9 protein-coding genes are annotated in these 15,018 nt (G+C 72.0%); all 9 read left to right on the top strand.

The annotated features are described in order from the left end of the window. The first annotated feature begins 158 nt into the window (after window positions 1-158). The 9 genes from AB0D59_RS04375 to AB0D59_RS04335 all read left to right on the top strand — a co-directional run bounded on the left by AB0D59_RS04375 (window position 159) and on the right by AB0D59_RS04335 (window position 14,921). Complete coding sequence (locus tag AB0D59_RS04375; protein ID WP_362560620.1) at window positions 159-815, top strand: ThuA domain-containing protein; 657 nt, start codon at window positions 159-161, stop codon at window positions 813-815. Further along, window positions 800-1,891, top strand: coding sequence for a Gfo/Idh/MocA family oxidoreductase (locus tag AB0D59_RS04370; protein WP_362560617.1), 1,092 nt, complete (start codon window positions 800-802; stop codon window positions 1,889-1,891). Before AB0D59_RS04375 ends, AB0D59_RS04370 begins: the two co-directional genes overlap by 16 nt. A gap of 23 nt (window positions 1,892-1,914) precedes the next feature. Further along, window positions 1,915-4,944, top strand: coding sequence for a glycoside hydrolase family 38 C-terminal domain-containing protein (locus AB0D59_RS04365; protein WP_362560615.1), 3,030 nt, complete (start codon window positions 1,915-1,917; stop codon window positions 4,942-4,944). 121 nt (window positions 4,945-5,065) lie between these two features. Further along, window positions 5,066-6,022, top strand: coding sequence for a hydroxyacid dehydrogenase (locus tag AB0D59_RS04360; RefSeq protein ID WP_362560879.1), 957 nt, complete (start codon window positions 5,066-5,068; stop codon window positions 6,020-6,022). Between the two features lie 276 nt (window positions 6,023-6,298). Further along, window positions 6,299-7,276, top strand: a complete 978-nt coding sequence (locus AB0D59_RS04355) for an ABC transporter permease subunit (protein WP_362560613.1) — start codon at window positions 6,299-6,301, stop codon at window positions 7,274-7,276. Further along, the gene (locus AB0D59_RS04350) at window positions 7,273-8,214 is read left to right on the top strand and encodes a carbohydrate ABC transporter permease (RefSeq protein WP_362560610.1); all 942 of its coding nucleotides are present in this window, start codon (window positions 7,273-7,275) and stop codon (window positions 8,212-8,214) included. The genes AB0D59_RS04355 and AB0D59_RS04350 overlap by 4 nt, the downstream gene beginning before the upstream one ends. A gap of 8 nt (window positions 8,215-8,222) precedes the next feature. After that, entirely contained in the window at window positions 8,223-9,860 is a 1,638-nt protein-coding gene (locus tag AB0D59_RS04345; protein ID WP_362560608.1) for a substrate-binding domain-containing protein, read from the top strand. Continuing rightward, window positions 9,857-11,821 carry a DUF2264 domain-containing protein gene (locus tag AB0D59_RS04340; RefSeq protein ID WP_362560606.1) on the top strand — a complete coding sequence of 655 codons (1,965 nt, stop codon included), beginning with the start codon at window positions 9,857-9,859 and terminating at the stop codon, window positions 11,819-11,821. Before AB0D59_RS04345 ends, AB0D59_RS04340 begins: the two co-directional genes overlap by 4 nt. Then, window positions 11,814-14,921 (top strand): glycoside hydrolase family 38 C-terminal domain-containing protein, encoded by a 3,108-nt coding sequence (locus tag AB0D59_RS04335; RefSeq protein WP_362560604.1) that lies wholly within the window; start codon window positions 11,814-11,816, stop codon window positions 14,919-14,921. The genes AB0D59_RS04340 and AB0D59_RS04335 overlap by 8 nt, the downstream gene beginning before the upstream one ends. Window positions 14,922-15,018: the final 97 nt, after the last annotated feature.

Genomic DNA, 15,018 nt, shown 5'->3' with positions numbered 1-15,018 from the left:
GTGCCCGGACCCGCGCAGGCCCTGCGCAGAGTTCATAAAACGTATTGACAAACTGTGGCGGGCCTTCATAGGTTCACATGGCACCCACTCCGACCCGCCCTTTCAATTGCCGACCGCCGCGCCCGGCAGCGCGGCGCCGATGGGAGCGTGCGATCACCTTGACCACCGACATCCGGCGGGCGCTCGTCGTCCGCGGCGGCTGGGACGGGCATCAGCCCGTGACGATCAGCGACGGGTTCGTCCCGTTCCTCAAGGAACACGGATTCACCGTCGAGACCTCCGAGGACCTGGCGGTGTACGAGGACACGGAGCGCCTGGCCGCCACCGACCTGGTCGTGCAGTGCTGGACCATGGGGACCATCACCCGGGAACAGAGCGCCAACCTCGCCGCCGCGGTGCGCGCGGGCACCGGCCTGGCCGGCTGGCACGGCGGCATCGTCGACAGCTTCCACGACCACGGCTACCACCTGCTGACCGGCGGCAAGTTCGTCATGCACCCGCCGGGCTTCCACGACCACACCGTGCACCTGCTGCCCGAGCGCGCCGACCATCCGGTCATCGCCGGGCTCGACGACTTCGCCGTGCACACCGAGCAGTACTGGCTGCTCACCGACCCGCACATCGACGTCCTCGCCACCACCACCTTCCCACCCGACGACGTCCGCGACCGGCCCGCGGTGATGCCCGCCGTGTGGACCAGGACCTGGGGGGCGGGGCGGGTGTTCGTCTCGACCATCGGGCACAAGCCCGACGACTTCGACGTGCCCGAGGTCCGTACGCTGACCGAAAGGGGACTGCTGTGGGCGAGCCGCTGAAGCCCTTGAACATCGGGATCGTCGGCGCCGGGAAGATCAGCGGCGCCTATCTCTCGACGCTGGACCGGCTGACGTCCGTACGGCTGACCGCCGTCACCGACCTCGATGGGCGCCGTGCGCGGAGCGTGGCCGAGCAGACCGGCGCGGAGCCGGCGCCGGACGTCGCCGCGCTCGTGGCCCGCGACGACGTGGACGCCGTACTCAACCTGACGATTCCGGCCGCGCACGCGGAGGTCGCCCTCGCGGCGCTCGGCGCCGGCAAGCACGTGTACGGCGAGAAGCCGCTCGCGGCGAACCGCAAGGAGGCCGACGCGGTGCTCGCGGCGGCCCGGGAGGCCGGACTGCGGGTCGGCTGTGCGCCCGACACCGTCCTCGGCACCGGAACGCAGACCGCCCGCAAGGCCGTCGACGACGGTCTGATCGGCCGGCCGGTGGCGGCCACCGCCTTCATGACCGGCGCCGGACACGAGAAGTGGCACCCGGACCCGGAGTTCTACTACCGGCCCGGCGGCGGCCCCCTGCTCGACATGGGCCCCTACTACCTCTCCGCCCTCGTCCATCTGCTGGGCCCGGTGGTGAAGGTGACGGGTGCCTCCTCGCGGCCGCGGGCCGAGCGGACGATCGGCAGCGGTCCGCGTGCGGGGACCGTCTTCCCGGTGGAGGTGGACACGCACATCACCGGCGTCCTCGAGCACGCGGCCGGTGCGCTGTCCACCCTGATCATGAGCTTCGACGTCCGCGCCGCCCGGCTGCCCCGCATCGAGGTGCACGGCACCGAGGCCTCGTTGTCGGTGCCCGACCCGAACGGTTTCGACGGTGCCGTGGAACTCCACCGCGGCGACGGCTGGGAGACGCTGCCCGTGTCCGCCGGCTACCGGGACGCGGGCCGCGGCGTCGGCCTCGCCGATCTCGCCGAGGCCCTGGCCAAGGGGCGCCCGCACCGCGCGTCGGCCGACCTCGCCGGCCATGTCCTGGACGTCATGCTCACCCTCATGGAGGCGGCGGACCAGGGCCGCGCACTCCCGGTGACCAGCACCTGCGAGCGCCCCGCCCCGGTGACCGGCACCGCCCACTGAACGACCCACAGGAGACCCCCTTCATGCACGACGACCGGAGCCTGGTCGAAGCACGCCTGGAACGCGTCCTGAGGGAACGCATCCGTCCCGCCGTCCATCCCGTCACCGCACCCCTGACCGTGGAGCTCTGGTCCACCCCGGACGAACCCGTCCCGGTGGCCGAGGGGCTGGCCGCCCCCACCCGGCCCATCACCCCGGGCACCCCGTGGGGCACGCCGTGGGGGACCAGCTGGTTCAAGGTCACCGGCACGGTCCCCGCCGACTGGGCGGGCCGTACCGTCGAGGCCGTCCTCGACCTCGGCTTCACCCCGCGCACCCCCGGCTTCCAGTGCGAGGGCCTCGTGTACCGGCCCGACGGCACCCCGGTCAAGGGCCTCCACCCGCGCAACTCCCATGTCCGCGTCGGCTCGCCCGTGGCCGGCGGGGAGCCGGTCCACTGGCACATCGAGGCCGCCTCCAACCCCGATCTCGACGCGAGCGGTGTGCCGTTCCGGCCGACCCCGATGGGCGACCGGTCGACCGCCGGTGCCGCACCCCAGTACGTGCTCGGCGAGATGCGGCTGGCCGTCTTCGACGAGACGGTGTGGAACCTGGTCATGGACCTGGAGGTCCTCGGCGAACTCATGGCGGAGCTGCCCGTCGACGGCGCCCGCCGCTGGGAGATCCTGCGCGCGGTGGGCCGGGCGCTGGACGCCGTGGACCTACAGGACGTGAACGGCACGGCGCGAAAGGCCCGTTCGTGTCTCGCCGAGGTCCTCGCCGTGCCGGCCGGCCCGACCGCCCATCGCATCAGCGCGGTCGGTCACGCCCATATCGACTCGGCGTGGCTGTGGCCGTTGCGCGAGACGGTCCGCAAGGTGGCCCGTACCACCTCCAACATGACGGCCCTCCTGGAGGAGGCGCCCGAGTTCGTCTTCACCATGTCGCAGGCGCAGCAGTACGCCTGGATCAAGGAGCACCGGCCCGAGGTGTACGCCAGGGTCAAGAAGGCGGTCGCGGACGGCAGGTTCGTGCCGGCCGGCGGGATGTGGGTGGAGTCGGACACCAACATGCCGGGGTCGGAGGCGATGGCCCGTCAGTTCGTGCACGGGAAGCGGTTCTTCCTGGACGAGTTCGGGATCGAGAACGACGAGGCGTGGCTGCCGGACACCTTCGGCTTCGCGGCCGGGCTTCCGCAGATCATCAGGGCGGCGGGCGCCACCCGGCTGCTCACCCAGAAGATCTCCTGGAGCCGGACCAACAGCTTCCCGCACCACACCTTCCGCTGGGAGGGCATCGACGGCTCCCGCGTCTTCACCCACTTCCCGCCCGTCGACTCCTACAACTGCGAGATGACCGGACGTCAGATCGCCCACGCGGTACGGAACTTCAAGGAGAAGGGAGTGGCGACCCGTTCCCTCGCACCGACCGGCTACGGCGACGGAGGCGGCGGCACGACCCGCGAGATGGTCGCCAAGGCGGCCCGGCTGCGCAGCCTGGAGGGCTCGGCGGCCGTCACCTGGGAGGCACCCGCCGACTTCTTCGCCAAGGCCGAAGCCGAGTACCCCGACCCGCCGGTGTGGGTCGGCGAGCTGTATCTCGAACTGCACCGCGCCACCCTCACCAGCCAGGCGGGGACCAAACAGGGCAACCGGCGCAGCGAGCACCTTCTGCGGGAGGCCGAGCTGTGGGCGACGACGGCCGCCGTACGGACCGGATTCCCGTACCCCTACGAGGAGTTGGACCGGATCTGGAAGACGGTCCTGCTCCACCAGTTCCACGACATCCTGCCCGGTTCGTCGATCGCCTGGGTGCACCGCGAGGCCCGGGCGACCTATCAGCGGATCGCCGCCGAACTCGACCGGATCATCGAAGCGGCGCAGCGGGCCCTGGCGGGGCGGGGAACGCGGACCCTGGTCTTCAACTCGGCGCCGCACGAACGGGGTTCGGTCCCCGCGGGAGGTGCCGCGACACCGGTCGGGGAGGGCGGCACCGTGTCCCCCGTCCCGCGCGCGGACGGCGGCTACCTCCTCGACAACGGCCTGCTGCGGGTCGAGATCGACGGGCGCGGACTGGTGGTCTCGGCGTACGACATCGCCGCGGGCCGGGAGTCGATCGCCCCCGGGCAGGTGGCCAACCTGCTCCAGCTGCACCCCGACTTCCCCAACCAGTGGGACGCCTGGGACGTCGACGCCTTCTACCGCAACGTCGGCAGCGACCTCACGGACGTGGCCGAACTCGGCGTCGAGGGCGACGCGGTGCGTGTCGAGCGGGTCTTCGGCGGGTCCCGGGTCACCCAGCTGCTGTCGGTCCCGGCGGACGCCAAGCGGCTCGACATCGACACCGAGGTGGACTGGCACGAGACCGAGCGCTTCCTGAAGCTGGCCTTCCCGCTGGACGTCAGGGCCGACCGGTACGCCGCCGAGACGCAGTTCGGGCACGTGTACCGGCCCACCCATCAGAACACCAGCTGGGAGTGGGCCAAGTTCGAGGCCTGCAACCACCGGTTCGTGCACCTCGACGAGCCGGGCTGGGGCGTCGCGGTCGTCAACGACTCGACGTACGGCCACGACGTCACCCGCGCGGTACGGACCGGCAGCGGGGACACGGGTACGACGACCACCGTCAGGGCGTCGCTGCTGCGCGCGCCCCGCTACCCGGACCCGGAGACCGACCAGGGCGTGCACCGCTTCCGGCACGCGCTGGTGCCGGGCGCGACGGTCGGGGACGCGGTCCGCGAGGGCTACCGGGCCAACCTGCCCGAGCGCCGGGTCGCCGGAGCCGCCGCCGAGGTGGCGCCGCTGGTGACCGTCGACAACGACGCCGTCGTGGTCAGCGCGGTGAAGCCGGCCGACGACCGCGGCGGCGACCTGGTGGTGCGGCTGTACGAGGCGAACGGCGGCCGGGCCCGGGCCGTCGTCCGCGCCGACGGGTTCGCGGCCGACCGGGCCGTCCTGACGGACCTCCTGGAGCGCCGGCTCGCCGACGCCGAACGGCCCGGCACGGCGGACGGCGGGGTCGTCCTCGCGCTGCGGCCGTTCCAGATGGTGACGCTGCGGCTGCCGCGCGCCTGACGTGATGCTCCGTCACTCCGGGCCCGGCGCGTGCGCCGGGCCCGGAGCCGTGTCCGTACACATCGAAAGAGGACCCAGCACAGTGACCGCCCCCTCCGGCCGGCCCACGGCCGTCCTTGTCATGGATCCCCTCGTCGCCGATCAGGTGCTCCCCGCGGAGCTGCGCGATCGGCTCTCCCGGCTCGTCGGGCTCGCCCCCGGCCCGGTGGCCGCGGCCTTCCCCGCCGCCCTCGCCGAGGCGGAGGTCCTGATCAGCGGCTGGGGGTGCCCGCGCCTCACCGCCGACGTCCTGGCCCGGGCACCGCGCCTACGGGCCGTGCTGCACGCCGCCGGCACCGTCAAGGGGCTGGTGAGCGACGCCGTGTGGGAGCGCGGCATCGTCGTGTCGTCGGCGGCCGACGCCAACGCAGGCCCCGTCGTCTCCTACACCCTGGCCCTCGTCACGCTCGCCGCGCGGCGCACGCTCACCATGGCGGCCGGCCGCGGCGCCGGATGGCCGGCCTTCGGCAGCCGTACGGGCGCCGACGGCAGCACGGTGGGCATCGTCGGCGCGTCGCGCATCGGCCGTGGGGTGCTGGCCGGGCTGCGCCGGTCCGACGCGGGTCACCGGCTGCTGCTGAGCGACCCGTACGTGACGGACGAGGAGGCGCGCCAGCTGGGCGCCGAGCGGGTCCAACTGGCCGAACTGTGCCGCCGGTCGGCGGTGGTGAGCGTCCATGCCCCGCTGCTGCCGGAGACCACCGGTCTGCTCGACGCCGCCATGCTGGCGCTCATCCCCGACGGCGGGGTGCTCGTCAACACGGCCCGGGGTGCCCTCGTCGACACTCAGGCGCTGACCCGTGAATGCGCCTCCGGACGGCTGGAGGCCTATCTCGACGTGACGGACCCCGAACCACTGCCGCCCGGCCACCCCTTGCTGTCCCTGCCCAATGTGCTGGTCACCCCGCACATCGCCGGCGCCCAGGGCAGCGAGCTGCGACGGCTCGGGCAGTACGCGCTGGCGGAGGTGGAGCGCTGGGCGTCGGGCGAGCCACTCCGCGGCGAGGTCACCCGCGAGGCGCTGCACCGACTGGCCTGAGCGCCCCGGCCGCCGGCGCGGTCGACGCCCGCTCCACGCGCGCCCGGGCACCGACGCCCTCCCGGAACCCGGCGACTTCACGGTTCCGGATGCCGTCGAGGTCGCCCGCATGCGTCAACGCCGTCTCCACGCAAGCGCCGAACCCGCCGCATGAATTTACCTGTCGGAAGCATTGACGTTAGCCCATCGATTGGATTTACATACTTCTGCCGGTCTCCGGGGGGTGGCCGGGACACGCCCGTCTCACGTCTCTCCACGCGAAAGGGCTCTCTCGTCATGACAACGCTGCAACAACCGGCCGCTCGTCCGGCCGAGGAGGGCGGGCCGCCGGGCAGAGGCCGCCCGAGGCCGGGCCGGCCGGGGCGCCGCCGGGACCTGGGCCTGTTCTGGTTCGTGATACCAGGCCTCGTGGTCCTGCTGCTGTTCCACTACATCCCGCTGCTCGGCAACGTCATCGCGTTCCAGGACTACCAGCCGTACATCGGCATCACGCACAGTCCGTGGAGCGGGCTGAAGAACTTCGACGTGCTGTTCAACGGCGACGAGCAGTTCCTGCACGCGCTGGTCAACACCCTCGAACTCACCCTGATCCAGGTCGTGTTCGTCTTCCCCGCGCCGATCCTCCTGGCGCTCGCCCTGAACAGCCTGGTCAGCGAACGCGTCAAGAAGTGGGTGCAGAACGTGCTGTACCTGCCGCACTTCCTGTCCTGGGTGGTCGTCGTCTCCCTGTTCCAGCAGCTGCTGGGCGGCAGTGGCATGGTCAACCTGTTCCTCCAGGCCCACGACATGGGCACCTGGAACATCATCGGCAACCCCGAGCTGTTCAAGACGCTGCTGACCTCACAGGTCATCTGGAAGGACACCGGCTGGGGCACGATCCTCTTCCTCGCCGCCCTCTCCCGCGTCGACCACAACCTCTACGAGGCCTCCGCCATGGACGGCGCCAGCCGCCTGCGGCAGACCTGGCACGTCACCCTGCCCGCCCTGCGCGGCCTGGTGATCCTGCTGCTGATCCTCCGGCTCGGCGACGCGCTGTCCGTCGGCTTCGAGCAGATCCTGCTCCAGCAGACCGGCGTCGGCCTGGACAACAGCGAGGTGCTCGACACGTACGTCTACAACCACGGCCTGATCGCCGGGGACTGGGGCGTCAGCGCCGCCGTCGGTCTCGTCAAGGGCCTGGTCGGGGTGGTGCTCGTGCTGGGCGCCAACAAGATCGCCCACTTCTTCGGGGAAGAAGGTGTCTACCGGTCATGACAACGCTGTCACCGGCCCACCCCGTGCGCCGCCGCCCGCGCCGCGCCTACAGCGCCGTCCCCGGGGAGACCCCCGGCTCGCTGCCCTGGCGGTCCGTCAAGTCACTGATCCTGCTGGTCTGCGTGATCCTGGTCGTGCTGCCCTTCGTGGCGATCGTCTCGACCTCGCTCGCCGACACCGCGGAGGTCACCGAGTCGGGCGGCTACGTCCTGTGGCCCGACCACCCCACGCTCCTCGCGTACCAGGCCCTGCTCAACGGCGGGATCGTCTCCAAGGCCATGTTGGTCAGCGTCGGTGTCACCGTCGTCGGCACCGGCCTCAGCCTGGTCTCCTCCGTCTTCCTCGCGTACGGCCTCAGCCGCCCCGGATCCTTCGGGCACAAGCCCGTGCTGCTGCTCCTGCTGATGTCGATGCTGTTCGTACCGGGTGTCATCCCGAGCTATCTGATGGTCAAGCAGCTCCATCTGATCAACAGCTACTGGTCGTTGATCCTGCCCACCATGATCAACGCGTTCAACGTGATCGTCCTGCGCTCCTTCTTCATGGGCCTGCCCGCCGAGCTGATCGACGCGGCCCGGATCGACGGCGCCTCCGAGTGGAAGATCCTCACCCGGCTCGTCCTGCCGCTGTCCAAGGCGTCCGTCGCCGTCATCGGCCTGTTCTACGCGGTGACGTACTGGAACGCGTTCTTCAACGCCCTGCTGTACATGAACGACGCGTCGAAGTGGCCCATGCAACTGGTGCTGCGGACGTACGTCGTCAACAACGCGGCACTCAGCGGCGGCCAGGTGGACGTCGCGGCCGGGGCGCCGCTGCCGCCGGCCCAGTCGCTGCAGGCGGCGATCCTGGTTCTGTCGATCGTGCCCATCGTGGTCATCTACCCCTTCCTGCAACGGCACATGAACAAGGGCGTGATGATCGGGGCGGTGAAGGGATGAGCAGCCCGATGAAGCCACTGACGCGACGACCGAGCCGGCGCGGCTTCCTGGCCTCCGCCGCCGGCGTCACGGCGGGCCTGACCCTGGCCGGCTGCGGGGACTACCGCCCCGCCACCGCGCGTGAGGCCAACGCCCAGGCACCACTGCCGACATACATCCCGTACAAAGGCGTGGCGACGTCGATGCCGGCCACCGCGGACGGGGTCGCACCCGGCTATCTCCACTACCCGGCCGACCCGGTCACGGCCTTCCCGGACGGGCCGCCCGCCAAGGGCCCCGGCATCGGCATCATGACGCTGATCTTCAACCCGGTGCCGCCGCCGGCCGGGCGCAACGTCCTCTGGCAGAACCTCAACAGAAGCGTCGGCTGCGATCTCGACTTCGAGATCACCCCGGTCGGCGACTACCCGGCCAAGTTCGCCGTGACCATCGCGGGCGGCGATCTGCCCGACGCGATGCTGATGCTGAAGCCGGACCAGAACTCGGCGGCCACGCCGGACATGCTGGACACCCTCTTCGAGGACCTCACCCCGCACCTGTCCGGCGACAACATCCGGGACTACCCCTACCTCGCCAACATCCCCTCCGCCTCCTGGGCGCCGTGCGTACGCAACGGCGGCATCTACGCGCTGCCCATGCCCCGCCCGCTCTCCGGCGGTCCCACCTACACCCGGCTCGACCTGATCAACAAGCGCGGGCTCGACCCGAACCCGAAGAGCTGGACCGAGTTCGTCCAGCTGTGCAAGGACGTCACGGATCCCAAGCACAACCAGTACGCCCTCGGCGACAGCATCACCGCCTGGAACCTCGTGATGCAGATGCTGAAGGCGCCCAACAACTGGCGTCAGGAGAACGGCAGGTTCACCTGGTACTACGAGACCGAGGAGGCCAAGCAGTCCCTCGACGCGGTCCGGCAGCTCACCAAGGCCGGGGTCATGCACCCGGACACGTACAGCGTGCTGGGCAAGGCCAAGGACTGGTTCGGCGGCGGGCAGACCGTCATGAACCCCGACGCGCCCGCCGCGTGGAACGACTACTACACCAACTACGCCCCGGCGACCGAGGGATTCGAACTCGGCTACATGATGGCGCCCGGCTACGACGGCGGCACGGGCGGCCAGTGGCAGGGCTCGGCCAACTACGCCACCCTCATCGTCAAGAAGGCCCCCAAGTCCCGCATCCAGCAGATCCTGCGCGCCATGAACGCCCTGGCGGCCCCCTTCGGCACCGACGCCTATCTGCTGCGCAAGTACGGTGTCCGGGGCCCCGACCACACCCTGAAGGGCACCGACCCGGTCCTCACCCCGCAGGGCCAGGCCGAGGCCACGCTGCCGACCATCTTCGCGACGGACGCGCCGTTCACGCTGTACTACCCGGCCAGGCCGGACATCGTGCACGAGCAGTACGCCTTCCAGCGGGAAGCGGTCAAGGTGCTGATCCCCAACCCCGCCGAGCCGCTGTACTCGCCGACCGACTCCAAGAAGTCCAAGCTGTTCGGCACCCTCCTGGACGACACCCGCAAGGGCATCATGCAGGGCCGCCTGCCGCTCAGCGCGTGGGACGACGCGATGAGGAACTGGCGCAGGGAAGCCGGCGACCGGATCCGGGCCGAGTTCGAACAGGCATGGGAGACCCGCGCCTCATGAACCGCATCCCCGCCGAGGGCCGCACCCCCGCCGAGGACCGCGCCCACTGGGAGCGGACCGCGGACCGGATGCTGCTCGCCGTACGGCCGTACGCCACCGAGGACCACGCCCTGGTCCAGCTGCCCGGCGTGCCGAGCGCCAACGGCGTCCGCAGTGACGGCCTGGAAGGCTTCGCCCGCACGTTCCTGCTGGCCGGACTCCGGCTGGCGGGGGCGGGCGGGGCCGACCCGCACGATCTGGCCGGCTGGTACACGGCCGGCCTGGCCGCCGGCACCGACCCGGAGAACCCGGGCCGCTGGCCCACCTTCGCCGAGTGCAACCAGGCCAAGGTCGAGGCCGCGTCCGTCGCCCTCGCGCTGCACGAGACCCGGCCCTGGATCTGGGACCGCCTCGACGACCGGGTCAGACAGCGGATCCTCGACTGGCTCGCCCCGATGGTCGGCGACCCGATGCCCGGCAACAACTGGATCTGGTTCCAGGGCGTCACCGAGGCCTTCGCCCGCACGGTCGGCGGACAGTGGCGGCAGCAGGACCTGGACCGGGTCATCGCGCTCACCGACGGCTGGTACGCGGGCGGCGGCTGGTACTCGGACGGACTCACCGGCGGTGAGCACCGCAACTTCGACCACTACAACGGCTGGGCCATGCACCTGTACCCGCTGTGGTTCTGCCGCATCCTCGGCGCCGCCGCGCCCGCCGGACTCCTCGACCGCTACCGCGCCCGGCTGCACCGCTTCCTCGAGGACCAGCGGCTGCTGGTCGGTGCCAACGGCTCCCCACTGGTCCAGGGCCGCTCGCTCACCTACCGCCACGCGGCACTCGCCCCGCTGTGGACCGGCGCGCTCTTCGAGGCCACACCGCTGGCGCCGGGGGAGACCCGGGCGATCGCCAACCGGATGCTCGACCACTTCGGCTCCTTCGGCACGGACACCGACGGGCTGCTCACCCTCGGCTGGCGGCGCCCGTTCCGCGGCATCCTCCAGGTGTACTCGGGCCCCGCCTCCCCGTACTGGGCGTCGAAGGGCTTCATCGGCCTCCTGCTGCCGCCGGACCACCCCGTGTGGACGGAACAGGAGGCACAACTCGCCGTGGAGCAAGGCGACTTCACCCGCTCCTTGGCCGCACCCGGCTGGCTCGTCTCCGGCACCGCCGACGACGGAGTCGTCCGCGTCGTCAACCACGGCGGCGACCACGCCGACCCGAGCCGGCCACACGCCGACGACCCCTGCTACGCGCGCTTCGCCTACTCCACACACACGGCACCCGAGACACCCGGGGACCCGACGGCGGGCGCCGTGCGAGCCGACCCGCTCGACAACGCGGTCGTGCTGCTGGACGCGGCCGGCCGCGCCTCGCACCGGCGCCCCGCGGCCAGGGTGTCCCTGGACGGCGTCACGGCCGTCTCGCGCTCCCGCGCGCACTGGCCCGAGGACACGACCTGGGACCCGTTCGGCGGCCCCGACACCCGCTACACGCCCGGCCCCTGGATCACCGTAGGGTCCGCGCTGCGCGGTTCGGTCGAGGTACGGGCGGTGCGCGTCGACGGCGATCCCGGCGCCGGGCATGTGCTGCGCATCGGCGGCTGGGCCCTGGCGGGCCGGGCGGACGGCGGTGCCGCCAGGGTGGTGGGCGACGGCGGGCTGGTCTCGCTGGTCGTGGGCGCGTGGGGACTGCCCCGCGCCGCCGTGGTCCCCGGCATCGACAGCAACGCCCTCGGCTCCCCGTCCGCGACCCCGGTCGTGGAGACGGACGGACCCGTCGCCCACGGCTCCCTGCACATCGCCCTGATCCACCTCGGGGGCACCGACCCCGTGGCTCTGCCCCGCATCACCACCCGCGCCGAGAACACCACCCTGCTCGCGGACGTGATCTGGCCGGACGGCGCTCAGGACACCGTCCGGCTGCCCGACCCCGACCCCGACCCCGAGCACGACGTCCGGAAGGACCAGCACCGTGCATGACGACCGCCGGATCATCGAGACCCGGATCCGCAAGCTGCTGGACCGGGTCGTCCGCCCCGCCCTCTACAGCGCCGCGCGCCCCTTCGAACTGCACGCCTGGTTCGTGGACGGCGAACCGGTCCCGGTGGCCGACGCGCTGCGCGCCGACTACACGCCCTTCACGCTCGGTTCCACCTGGGGCGGCCCCTGGGCGACGACCTGGCTGCGGGCGACCGCGGACATTCCCGAGGAGTGGGCGGGCCGCCGTGTCGAGGCCCTCTTCGACCTGGGCTTCGACCTGACCAAGGGACCCGGCGGCCAGGCGGAGGGCCTGGTCCACGACGCCCAGGGCGCGCCGATCCAGGGCCTGCACCCGTACCACCGGACCGTGCTCCTCGCCGACCCCGCAGCCCCCGCCACCGGCGGCGACCGGGTCGACCTGCTGGTCGAGCTGGCCGCCAACCCGCCGATCGTCGCCAGCGCCGGAGTGGGCGTCCACTACGGCTCGCTGGACACCGCGGGTGGCGCGCCCCTCTACCGGCTCGTACAGGCCGAGATCGCGGTGCGCGAGGACGAGGTGTGGCACCTCGTCCACGACATCGAGGTGCTCGACGAGCTGATGCACGAACTGCCGGTCGGTTCCAGCCGACGGCACGAGATCCTGCACGCGCTGCGCCGCGCCGCCGACGCCGTCGACCCGGCCGATGTGGCGAGGACGGCACCCGCGGCCCGCCGGCACCTGGCCGATGTACTGTCCCGGCCCGCCCACGCCTCCGCGCACACGGTCGCCGCGGTCGGCCACGCCCATATCGACTCGGCGTGGCTGTGGCCGGTCCGGGAGACCGTGCGCAAGTGCGCCCGCACCTTCACCAACATGACCACGCTGGCGCAGGAGTACCCCGAGCTGGTCTTCGCCTGCTCCTCGGCACAGCAGTACGCGTGGATGAAGGAGCAGCGGCCGGAGATCTTCGCCCGGATGAAGAAGGCCGCCGCCGACGGCAACTGGGTACCGGTGGGCGGCATGTGGGTGGAGGCCGACGGCAATCTGCCCGGCGGCGAGGCACTGGCCCGCCAACTGGTCTACGGACGGCGGTTCTTCGCGGAGGAGTTCGGCGTCGAGCAGCACGGGGTGTGGCTGCCCGACTCGTTCGGCTACACGGCCGCCTACCCTCAGCTCGCCAAGCTGGCCGGCGCCCGCTGGTTCCTCACCCAGAAGCTCTCCTGGAACGACACGAACAAGCTGCCGCACCACACCTTCGCCTGGGAGGGCATCGACGGATCGCGGATCTTCACCCACTTCCCGCCCGTCGACAGCTATGTCGCCTCGCTCACGGCGGCCGAACTCGCCCACGCCGAGCGGAACTTCGCGGAGAAGGGGGTGGCCACCCGCTCGCTGGCCCCGTTCGGCCACGGCGACGGCGGGGGTGGTCCCACCCGCTCGATGCTGGAGAAGGCCCGCCGCCTGCGCGACCTGGAGGGCTCGCCCAGGGTCGTCATCGAGTCCCCCGACACGTTCTTCGCCGCGGCCTGCGCCGAGCACGACCAACTCCCCGTGTGGCGAGGTGAGTTGTACCTGGAGAACCACCGCGGCACCTACACCAGCCAGGCCCGCACCAAGCGCGGCAACCGGCGCGCCGAGACGCTGCTGCGCGAGGCCGAGCTGTGGGCCGCCACGGCCGCCGTCCGGGCCGCGACGCCGTACCCGTACGAGCGGCTGGAGTCGCTGTGGCGGCGGGTGCTGCTCAACCAGTTCCACGACATCCTGCCCGGCTCGTCCATCGCCTGGGTGCACCAGCAGGCCGAACGGGAGTACGCGGCGATCCACGCGGAGCTGGAGACCCTGATCGCCGAGGCCGTCGCCGCACTCCCGGGCCCGGCCGCCCTGCTCAACGCCGGGCCGTACCCCCGCCGTGAGGTGGTGGTCGTCCCCGAGTCCGCCGGCGGTCAGCGTCTGTCGGACGGGCGTACGGCCGTCCTCGCCGAGGTCGGCGCGCTCGCCTCCGGCGGCACGGTGGACGACCACCGGGGCTCGGTCACCGCCACCGCCAGGGACGGCGGTTTCGTCCTCGACAACGGTGTGCTGACCGTCGTCGTCGACCGGCGCGGTCTGCTCACCTCGGTGTACGACCACGCCGCACAACGCGAGGCCATCGCCCCCGGTACCGCCGGCAACCTCCTCCAACTCCACCCGGACGACCCGAACCTGTGGTCGGCGTGGAACCTCGACCCGTACTACCGGGACACCGTCCACGACCTGGACGAGGCCGAGTCGGTGACACTCGTGGACGAGGGACCGCTGCTCGCCGTGGTGCGGGTCGAGCGCGCCCACGGCGCCTCACGGTTCGTCCAGCGCATCGAGGTGGCCGCCGAGAGCCGCCGGGTGACCGTCCGCAACGACATCGACTGGCAGGAGCGCGACACCGTACTGAAGGCGGCCTGGCCGCTGGACGTGCACGCGGACCAGGAGAGCGCCGAGATCCAGTTCGGGCATGTCCGGCGCCCCACCCACGAGAACACCAGCTGGGACGCGGCCCGCTTCGAACTGTGGGCGCACCGCTGGGTGCACGTCGGCGAACGGCACTGGGGCGCCGCCCTGCTCACCGACTCCACCTACGGGCACGACGTCCGCCGCGACACACGCGACGACGGAGGTACGACCACGACCCTCCGGCTCTCCCTGCTGCGCGCCCCGCACAGCCCCGACCCCCAGGCCGACCGCGGCCGGCACAGCTTCGGCTACGCACTGCTCGCCGGTGCCGGGATCGAGGAGGCCGTCGCCGGCGGCTATGCCATGAACCTGCCCCTGCGGCCCGCCCCGGCCCAGGCCCGGCCGCTGGTCGCCCTCGACACCACCGACGTGGTCGTGGAATCGGTGAAGCTCGCCGACGACCGCAGCGGCGACCTCGTGGTGCGCCTGTACGAGGCCTGCGGGGGAGCGGTCTCGGCACGGCTGTCGGCGGGATTCGCGACCGCCGCCGTACACGACTGCGACCTGCTGGAGCGGCCGGAACGGCGGCTCGCGCTCCGGTCCGGCGAGGCCGCCGTCGAGCTCCGGTTCCGGCCGTTCCAGATCCGCACGCTGCGCCTGCGCCCGGCCGCCGGCCCCTCGGACGGTGCCTGACGTGTACGCGCGAGGACCATCCGCGGCCACACAGCCGTGGCATAACATTCCACCGACTGAATGCGTCGGAGGAGCGGACGCGGGGTGCCGCCGGCCG

The sequence above is a fragment of the Streptomyces sp. NPDC048417 genome (assembly GCF_040651615.1).
Lineage (GTDB): Bacteria > Actinomycetota > Actinomycetes > Streptomycetales > Streptomycetaceae > Streptomyces.
This window is presented reverse-complemented; position numbering and strand designations above follow the sequence as displayed.